Annotated in this window: 6 protein-coding genes and 1 pseudogene; 2 read left to right on the top strand and 5 right to left on the bottom strand. The window is 73.3% G+C overall.

What is annotated here, in order from left to right:
• Positions 1-215 (bottom strand): hypothetical protein (locus ACWEKM_RS30735; RefSeq protein WP_451624530.1); only part of this gene is annotated, 215 nt, incomplete at its 3' end.
• Here ACWEKM_RS30735 and ACWEKM_RS30730 point away from each other — a divergent pair.
• Both ACWEKM_RS30730 and ACWEKM_RS30725 read left to right on the top strand, forming a co-directional pair.
• Positions 163-463, top strand: a pseudogene (locus ACWEKM_RS30730) (hypothetical protein); the annotation flags it as partial. The gene ACWEKM_RS30735 and the pseudogene ACWEKM_RS30730 sit on opposite strands and share 53 nt — an antisense overlap.
• 83 nt (positions 464-546) lie before the next feature.
• Positions 547-1,434, top strand: coding sequence for an HAD hydrolase family protein (locus ACWEKM_RS30725; protein WP_451624528.1), 888 nt, complete (start codon positions 547-549; stop codon positions 1,432-1,434).
• Here the strand turns inward: ACWEKM_RS30725 and ACWEKM_RS30720 are convergent, their stop codons facing one another.
• The 4 genes from ACWEKM_RS30720 to cydB all read right to left on the bottom strand — a co-directional run bounded on the left by ACWEKM_RS30720 (position 1,435) and on the right by cydB (position 9,218).
• Positions 1,435-2,514: a peptidoglycan DD-metalloendopeptidase family protein gene (locus tag ACWEKM_RS30720; protein WP_451624527.1), complete on the bottom strand. Its 1,080-nt coding sequence runs from the start codon at positions 2,512-2,514 to the stop codon at positions 1,435-1,437. It abuts the gene before it with no gap.
• Between the two features lie 234 nt (positions 2,515-2,748).
• Positions 2,749-4,398 carry a GAF domain-containing protein gene (locus tag ACWEKM_RS30715; RefSeq protein ID WP_451624529.1) on the bottom strand — a complete coding sequence of 550 codons (1,650 nt, stop codon included), beginning with the start codon at positions 4,396-4,398 and terminating at the stop codon, positions 2,749-2,751.
• Between the two features lie 137 nt (positions 4,399-4,535).
• Positions 4,536-8,141 carry a thiol reductant ABC exporter subunit CydD gene (cydD, locus tag ACWEKM_RS30710; RefSeq protein WP_451624526.1) on the bottom strand — a complete coding sequence of 1,202 codons (3,606 nt, stop codon included), beginning with the start codon at positions 8,139-8,141 and terminating at the stop codon, positions 4,536-4,538.
• 69 nt (positions 8,142-8,210) lie between these two features.
• Complete coding sequence (gene cydB, locus ACWEKM_RS30705; RefSeq protein ID WP_451624525.1) at positions 8,211-9,218, bottom strand: cytochrome d ubiquinol oxidase subunit II; 1,008 nt, start codon at positions 9,216-9,218, stop codon at positions 8,211-8,213.
• Positions 9,219-9,221: the final 3 nt, after the last annotated feature.

Raw genomic sequence — 9,221 nt, 5'->3', positions numbered from 1 at the left:
GGCCCGGTCACCCCCGCGGTGACCGGGCCGAGCCTTTTGCAGGGCCCGTGCCAGAAGTGGCTCTGGTGCGACTGTGGGGCATCACCGCCCTCGCAGCAGGAGCCACCCACATGCGACAACGCCTCCACCGAGACTCCCGTACCGCGCTCCCTGCCGACCGCCGCCTGCGCCGCCCTGGGCCGGGACCCGGCCGTTCTCGACAGGATCCGGCTCACCGGCTTCACCCCGGACCGCGGTAGGCCGCCGGAGTCCCTGGACGCCTTCGAGACCTACGACGCCTACGACGCCTTCGTCGACTTCGCCGGCCGCCACAGAGAGCCGACCGCCACCAAGAGCCGGGCTTCACCGAGAACCGGGCTTCACCGAGATCGCGATCCACTGGCCCGTCCCCGACCAGGACTTCGCCGCGGACGAGCCGGTCTTCGAGCGGATAGCCCTCGCGACTGTGGCATCGCTGAGCTGACCCCGGTGCGCCCCGCGGTCGCCGGGCAGACGGACGTCGTGTGCGTCTCATCTGTGCGGACCTGCGCACGACCGCGCTGGCATATGCGCGACAATGGCCCGGTGACCTCAGCGACCCGACAGCCCGAGACCCCGACTGCCGCCGTCCCGCCCCGGCTGATCGCCACCGATCTGGACGGCACGCTGCTGCGTGACGACAAGTCGCTCTCCCCGCGCACCGTCGCCGCGCTGGCCGCCGCCGAGAAGGCGGGCATCGAGGTCTTCTTCGTGACCGGCCGCCCGGCCCGCTGGATGGACGTCGTCAGCGACCATGTGCACGGCCACGGCCTGGCGATCTGCGGCAACGGCGCCGCCGTGGTCGACCTGCACGGCGGCCCGGGCACCCACCGGTTCGTGAAGGTGCGCGCACTGCCCCGGGAGAACGCGCTCAACGCCGTACGACTGCTGCGCGACGCGGCGCCCGGCACGGTGTACGCGGTCGAGCAGACCTACGGCTTCCACCAGGAACCGGCCTACCCCAAGCTGCACATAGAGGTGCCCGACAAGCGCCTGCCCGCCGAGCGGCTCCTCGCGACCGGCGGACCCGGGGGCGACGAGCCGGTACTCAAGATCCTCGCCTACCACCCCGACCTCGACCCCGACGCCTTCCTCACGCTGGCCCGGCTCGCCGTGGGTGAACACGCCACCGTCACCCGCTCCAGCCCCAGCGCCCTGCTGGAACTGAGCGGCCCCGGCGTCTCCAAGGCCAGCACACTCGCGCTGTGCTGCGCCGAGCGCGGCATCTCGCCCGCCGAGGTCGTCGCCTTCGGGGACATGCCCAACGACGTCGAGATGCTCACCTGGGCGGGCCGGTCGTACGCCATGGGCAACGCCCACCCGGCCGTGGTCGCGGCCGCATCGGGACGGACCGAGGCCAACAACGAGGACGGCGTGGCGGTCGTCATCGAGCGGCTGCTGGCCGAGCGGGTGTAGTCACCGCGCGCCGCGCAGCCGCACACCGTGCCCGGCCAGCCATGGCACCGGATCCACCGCTGACCCCTCCTCCGGTGTGACCCGCACCTCGAAGTGCAGATGCGGGCCGGTCGAGTTGCCGGTGGTGCCCGACTGGCCGATGCCCTGCCCGGTGCCCACCCGGTCCCCCTCCTCGACGGCCACGGCGGCCAGGTGCGCGTACTGGGTGCAGTAGCCGTCAAGGTGCCGGATCACGATCTGGATGCCGAAGGGGCCCCCGCACGACACCTCCACCACGCGGCCCGCACCGGCCGCCCGCACCGGCGTCCCGATGGGCACCGCGAAGTCCTGCCCGGTGTGCCGGTGCGCCCACCGCTCGCCCCCGCGGCCGAATCCCGCGGACAGTTCGTACGTCCGCACCGGGGCGACCCACGCGCCTGCGACGCGCGGGCGGGGCCGGTCCGGCCGTACGGCGGGGCGGCAGCGGCCCGTCGCGGTCGAGGCGTCCGCCCGGCCCTGCAACCGCCCGCGGGCCTCCTCCAGCTTCCGCTCGATGTCGCGTCGCAGCTCCGCGAGTTCGCTGGTCCGCCGCCGTACCGTCCGCCAGGCCGAACTGGCCCTGGCCTCGTCTTCGGCGAGCCGTGCCTCGGCCCGGCGGCTCCTGTCGATGGCGCCTGTCACCGCGAGGCTCGTCCGCGAGAGGACGCGCTGACCGCGCATCAGCTGCTCCGGACGGCTCGCCAGCATGATCTGCGCGGTGAACGGCAGTCCCCCGCCCGTCCGGTACTGGGCGCGGGCGATCCGGCCGAGGTCCGCGTGCAGCACGGACAGCTGCCGCCGCTCGCGGCCGAGCAGCCGTCCGGCGCGCTGGGCACCGGCCCGCTGCCGCTCCGCCTCGCGCCGCCCCGCCTCGTACTGCCGAGCCGCCTCGGCCGCGTCCCGGTACAGATGCGCCACCCGGAGGCTGAGCCCCGGCACCTCGGCGGAGCGGGGCCCGGTGTCGGATCCGTCCGCGGCCGCCGCCGCGGGCGCCGCCGCAAGGACGGTGAGCGCGCACAGCAGCGCTGGAACGAGCAGCGGACGACAGCGGTATGAGCGCATGCGGGCGATGGTGGCGCGGCAGGACGGCCGCGGTCACCTCGACGCGTACGCCCGGGGGCCCGGTTGCCGCCAATGGCGCAGCGGGGCACGGACCGGGACCCCGTACGACGTGGCCGACGACTCACCACCGTGCACGCCCACGACTCACCACCGTCCTCGCCGACAACTCACCTACCGTGCAAGCCGACGGCACGGCGCCGGTCGGCGGCACGGCACGGCGCCGGTCGGGAGTGCTCAGTACGGTGCCTGCCACACCACCGTGGTGCCCTCGCCGTCCGCCCCGATGCCCGGCGCGAGCCGGCTGTCGCCGCCCAGGGACTCGGCGCGCCGCTGGAGGTTCCGCAGCCCGCTGCGCCGCCCGGCCCGCGGAACGCCGACGCCGTCGTCGGCGACGGTCAGCCGGACCCCGGGCCGGCCGTCCGGCAGGGTCGCGGTCGCGTCGACGACGACGTCGATCCGGGACGCCCCGGCATGCCGGAAGGCGTTGGACAGCGCCTCGCGCAGGGCGGCGATCAGGTTCTTGCCGGTGAAACCGCCGACCAGGGCGTCGACGGCGCCGACGAAGCGGTGCGTCGGCTGGAACCCCAGGGGCACGGCAGCCATGTTGATCTCCCGCAGCACCCGGGCACACAGCCCGGACGACACCTCCCCGGGGTCCTGCTGCAACGCGAAGATCGCCGCCCGGATCTCCTGGATGGTGACGTCGAGTTCGTCGACCGCCTTCCCGACGCCCTCCCGCACCTCGGGCACGACCGTCCCGCGCTGTGCGCTCTCCAGCATCATCCCGGTCGCGAACAGCCGTTGGATGACCAGGTCGTGCAGGTCACGGGCGATCCGGTCGCGGTCCTCGAACACCGCGAGCCGTTCCCGGTCCCGCTGCGCGTCGGCCATCATCAGCGCGAGCGCGGCCTGCGAGGCGAACTGCACCGCAAGGGTGCGTTCGGCCCGAGTGAACGGCGGCTCGCCCCGCGTCCGCGGCGTGACCAGGGTGCCGAGGACACGGCCGTCACTCTGCAGGGGCACCATCATGATCGGCCCGTAGCCCTTGGCGTACTCGGTGAGCAGTCGTCCGTCCGCGGTCACGTCGTCCATGAACAACGAACGCCCGGCGAGGAGTTCGGTGACGATCGCGCTCTCGGCGGGCAGCATCGCGCCCAACAGGTCCGAGGGCCGGTCCGAGGCGACGGCGACGATCTCCAGACCCCCTTCGTCGGAGGGCAGCAGCACGATCCCGGCCGCGGAGCCGGACAGCCTGCGCGCCTGCTCCGCGACGACCTGGAGGGCGTCGTCGGCGTCGCCGCCGGACAGCAGGGCGGTGGTGACGGCCACGGACCCGTCGATCCAGCGTTCCCGCTGTCTGGCGGCCTCGTACAGCCGGGCGTTGCCGATGGCGATGCCGGCTTCCCCGGCCAACACCCGGACCATGTTCAGATCGGCGTCGTCGAACGGCCCGCCGCCCCGCTTCTCGGTCACGTAGAGGTTGCCGAAGATCTCCCCCCGCACGCGGATCGGAACCCCGAGGAAGCTGCGCATCGGCGGGTGGTGCTCCGGGAAGCCGCAGGACCGCGGGTCCGCAACCAGGTTCCCGAGGCGCACCGGGACCGGGTCGTCAAGGAGCGCGCCGAGCAGCCCGTTGTGCCCGTCCGGGAGCCGACCGATGCGCCGGGCGGCGGCCGAGTCGACGCCGTGGTGGACGAAGTCCGCGAGCCCGTTGCCGTCCTCGGCGACGACCCCGATCGCCGCGTACCGGGCATCGGCCAGACCGGCCGCCGTCCGGCAGATCCGGTCGAGCGTGGAGTGCAGTTCGAGGCCGCCGCTGCCCACGCACCGCATGGCCGCCAGCAGCTGCGGCATGCTCAGCATCGGCTCGGACGAGGGCTGCATCGGCTCGGACGAGGGCTGCGGAGCGTGTGCCCCGGGACCGGAGGGCGGTACGGCGGACATGCACCCGAGCGTAGATAGTCCTGTTTGCCAGGGAAAGTCGGAGCCGAGTCACGTCGTGAGGGAAAGTCGGAGCCGGGTCACACCGCCCCGACCGGCAGCTCCGCCGCCGCCTCCCGCTCTGCCATCGCCCGCAGCGGCCCGTCCACCGCGGCCAGCTCGGCGTATGTCCCCCGCTGTATCACCCTGCCCCCGTCCAGCACGATCACCTCGTCCACGGCGTCGAGTCCGGCCAGCCGGTGCGTGATCAGCAGCGTCGTACGGCCCTCGGTGGCGGCCAGCAGATCGGCCGTGAGCGCGTCGGCGGTGGGCAGGTCCAGGTGCTCGGCGGGCTCGTCGAGCACCAGCACCGGGAAGTCGGCGAGCAGCGCGCGGGCGAGCGCCAGCCGCTGCCGCTGCCCGCCGGACAGCCGCGTCCCGTGCTCGCCGACCAGAGTGTCCAGCCCGTCGGGCAGCCCGTCCGCCCAGTCGAGCAGCCGGGCCCGCGCGAGCGTGTCGCGCAGTTCGGCCTCGGTGGCGTTCTTCCGCGCGAGCAGCAGGTTCTCCCGAACGGTGCTGTCGAAGAGGTGCGCGTCCTGGGCACACAGCCCGACGAGGCGCCGTACGTCGTCGCCGTCCAGCGCGCGCGTGTCCACGCCGGCCAGTGTGTAGGAGCCCGCGTCCGGGTCGAGGAACCGCAGCAGTACCTGGCCGAGGGTCGTCTTGCCGGACCCGGACGGGCCCACCACGGCGACCCGGCGCCCCTGCTCCAGTGTCAGATCCAGCCCGGCGAGCGCCTCCCGGTGCTGCCCGGGGTGGCGGGCGGCCAGCCCCTTGACGACGAGCGGGAACGGGGAGACGGGTGCCGGCAGGGGCCGCTGCGGCTCCCGTACGGGCTCGGCCGCGTCCAGGACCTCGTACACGCGCTCCGCGCTGCGCCGCACCCGCTGCCGGTAGCGCACGGCGATCGGCAGTCCGAGCACCGCCTCGAAGGCGGCGAGCGGGGTCAGGACGACCACCGCCATGGCCACGCCGTCCAGCCGTCCCCCGGCGACCGCCTGGGCGCCCAACAGTGCGGTCGCCGCCACGGTCAGCCCGGAGATCAGGGCGGTGAGGCCGTCGCCGAGCGCGGTGGCGGTGGCGGCGCGCGAGGCGATCCGGGTGAGCGTGCCGTCGGCCCGTCGCGCCTCGTCGGTACGGGCGGGCAGCGCGCCGGCGACGGTCAGTTCGGCGGTGCCGGTGAGCAGGTCGGTCACGCGTGTGGCGAGCAGCCCCCGGGCGGGCGCGAGCCGCCGCTCGGAGTGCCGTGCCACGGCGCCGGTCAGCAGCGGTACGCCGACGCCGGCCGTGAGCAGGCCCACGGCGAGCGCGGCCCCCGCCTCGGGCAGCAGCCACGCCGTGAAGGCCACGGATCCGGCGGAGACGGCGAGCGCGACCCCGGCGGGCAGCAGCCAGCGCAGCCAGTAGTCCTGCAGCGCGTCCACGTCGGAGACCAGCCGGGACAGCAGGTCGCCCCGGCGGGCGGTACGCAGCCCGGCGGGGGCCAGCCGTTCCAGCCGCCGGTACACCGCGACCCTCGTGTCGGCCAGCATCCGCAGCACGGCGTCGTGCGAGACCAGCCGCTCCGTGTAGCGGAACACGGCCCGCCCGATACCGAAGGCCCGCGTCGCGGTCACGGCCACCATCAGATACAGCACCGGCGGCTTCTGCGAGGCGCGTGAGATCAGCCAGCCGGAGGTGGCCATGAGTCCGACGGCGCTGCCGAGTGCCAGGCTCCCCAGTAGCAGCGCGAGCATGAGGCGGGCACGGCGGGGGCCGGACATGGCCCGTACCCGGGCGAGGACACCGGACGCCGGGCGGCCTGACCGGTGGCCACCGGTGGCGGATGCGGCGGAACCGGTGGCGATGGCAGAAGAGGCGGAACCGGTGCCCGGTGTGTGCGAGGTCGGGCCGGCCGTGCCCGGGACCTGCGTGGCCGACTCGTCGTCGGCGGGCTCCAGGCCCTCGCCCACCCGCTCGTTCACGGTCGGCCCGAGGGAGCCGAGTGGTTCCGCCGCTTGGGGCGAGCGGGCGGGCGCGGCCTCGGCCAGCCGCACCACCCGGTCCGCGACGCCCAGCAGTGCGGGACGGTGCACGACCAGGAGAACCGTGCGTCCCACGGCCAGCCGTCGCACCGCCGCCACGACCTCGGCCTCGGTCGCCCCGTCCAGCGCGGCCGTCGGCTCGTCCAGCAGCAGCACGGGCCGGTCCGCCAGGAACGCCCGGGCGAGGGCCAGCCGTTGCCGCTGGCCGGCGGACAGCCCGGCCCCGTCCTCGCCGAGCACGGTCGCGGCGCCGTCGGGCAGGGCGTCCACGAACTCCAGCGCGCCCGCGTCGCGCAGCGCCCGGCGCACGGCCGCATCGTCCGCGTCGGGCCGCACCAGCCGTACGTTCTCCGCGATCGTCCCGGCGTACAGGTGCGGCCGCTGCGGCACCCAGGCGATCCGTGACCGCCACTGCTCCGGTTCGATCTCCGCGAGGTCGGCTCCCCCGATCCGCACCCGGCCCCCGGTGGGCCGCACAAAGCCCAGCAACACATTCAGCAGCGTCGTCTTGCCCGCGCCGCTCGGCCCGACGAGGGCGACGGTCTCGCCGGGCTCGACCGTGAAGGACACATCCGTGACGGCGTCCGCGGACCGCCCGGGATAACGGACGGTGACCCCTTCGAAGACCAGCGCACCCGACGGCACCGCGCCCTTCCCGGCCTCGGGGAGAGGTGTCTCCAGCACGGCGAAGATCTCCTCGGCCGCCGCCAGCCCCTCCGCCGCCGCATGGAACTGGGCGCCCACCTGGCGCAGCGGCAGATATGCCTCCGGTGCCAGCACAAGGATGACCAGCCCGATGTACAGGTCCATGTCGCCGTGGACGAGCCGCATGCCGATCGTCACGGCGACCAGGGCGACAGACAGGGTGGCGAGCAACTCCAGGGCCAGGGAGGAGAGGAACGCGATCCGCAGGGTCCGCATGGTCGCCTGCCGGTACTCGCCGGTGATGCGCCGGATGGACTCCGCCTGCGCCTTGGCCCGCCCGAAGACCTTCAGCGTCGGCAGCCCCGCGACCACATCCAGGAAGTGACCGGACAGCCGGGACAGCAGCCGCCACTGGCGGTCCGTCCGGGACTGCGTGGCCCAGCCGATCAGCACCATGAAGACGGGGATGAGCGGCAGGGTTCCGACGATGATCGCCGCCGACACCCAGTCCTCGGTGACGATCCGCGCGAGCACGGCGGCCGGCACGACCACCGCGAGCCCCAACTGCGGCAGATAGCGGGAGAAGTAGTCGTCGAGGGCGTCGACTCCGCGAGTGGCGAGGGTGACCAGCGATCCGGTCCGCTGTCCGCTGAGCCAGCCGGGACCGAGCGCCGTCGCCCGCTCCAGGAGCCGTCCGCGCAGCTCCGACTTCACCGAAGCGCTCGCCCGGTGCGCGGCGAGTTCGGTGAGCCAGGAAACGACCGCGCGACCGGCCGCTACAGCCACCAACAAGAGCACGGGGGTGCGCAGTTCGGTGACCGCCAGATGGTGCTGAAAGGCACCGACGACGACCTCGGCGATGAGCATGGCCTGGGCGATGAGCAGGCCGGCCCCCAGTGCCCCCAGGCCGACGACCGCCGCCAGGAAGAGGCGGGTGGCCCGGGCGTACCGGAGAAGACGGGGATCGATCGGTTTCACGTGAAACATGCCCTTCGGTCCGGGGAGGGGTGTTTCACGTGAAACACCGTGAAGCCCCTCCCGCCAGACTCAGTGACCGGCTTCGACAGCGAGGTGCTGCGTCCCGATCCGCTTACGGAACACCCAGTACGTCCATCCCTGGTAGAGCAGCACGATCGGCGTGGCGATCACCGCGCACCAGGTCATGATCTTCAGGGTGTACGGGCTCGACGAGGCGTTGGTGACCGTGAGGTTCCAGTCCGCGTTGAGCGAGGACGGCATGACGTTGGGGAAGAGCGACAGGAAGAGCATCGCCACGGCCGCCACGATGGTCACGCCCGAGAGCGCGAACGACCATCCCTCGCGGCCCGCCTGGTTCGCCACGAGGGCGGCCACCAGCGCGACCACCGCCACGGCCATGGCCACCAGGCTCTTGCCGTCACCGTGGTCGATCTGCGTCCACAGCAGGAAGACCAGCGCCAGCACGGCCGTGACGAGGCCGACCCGCAGGCCGAGCTTCCGAGCCCGGGCGCGGATGTCCCCGACGGTCTTGAGCGCGGTGAACACCGCACCGTGGAAGGTGAACAGCGTCAGCGTCACCAGGCCGCCGAGCAGCGCATACGGGTTGAGCAGATCGCCTACGCCGCCGACGTACTCGAAGTGCTGGTCGATCTTCACGCCCCGGACGATGTTGCCGAAGGCGACGCCCCAGAGGAACGCCGGGATCAGCGAGGTCCAGAAGATGGCCGTCTCCCAGTTCCGCTGCCAGTGCTCCTCGGGGCGCTTCGCCCGGTACTCGAAGGCGACACCCCGGACGATCAGGCACAGCAGGATCACCAGCAGGGGCAGATAAAAGCCGGAGAACAGCGTGGCGTACCACTCGGGAAAGGCGGCGAAGGTCGCGCCGCCCGCGGTGAGCAGCCACACCTCGTTGCCGTCCCAGACCGGGCCGATGGTGTTGATCAGCACCCGGCGCTCGGGCCGGTCGCGGGCGAGCAGCTTGGTGAGGATGCCGACCCCGAAGTCGAAGCCCTCCAGGAAGAAGTAGCCGGTCCACAGGACGGCGATCAGAACGAACCAGACGTCGTGAAGTTCCATGAC

The sequence above is a fragment of the Streptomyces sp. NPDC004752 genome (assembly GCF_053601275.1).
Note: the sequence above shows the minus strand (reverse complement) of the source record. Positions and strands in the feature narration are given on the sequence as shown.

What these genes read in the sequence shown, in the direction of transcription:
- ACWEKM_RS30715 (WP_451624529.1), bottom strand. Translation starts at nt 4,398, where the DNA reads ATGCAGCCCTCGTCCGAGCCGATGCTGAGCATGCCGCAGCTGCTGGCG.
- cydB (WP_451624525.1), bottom strand. Translation starts at nt 9,218, where the DNA reads ATGGAACTTCACGACGTCTGGTTCGTTCTGATCGCCGTCCTGTGGACC.
- ACWEKM_RS30720 (WP_451624527.1), bottom strand. Translation starts at nt 2,514, where the DNA reads ATGCGCTCATACCGCTGTCGTCCGCTGCTCGTTCCAGCGCTGCTGTGC.
- ACWEKM_RS30725 (WP_451624528.1), top strand. Translation starts at nt 547, where the DNA reads ATGCGCGACAATGGCCCGGTGACCTCAGCGACCCGACAGCCCGAGACC.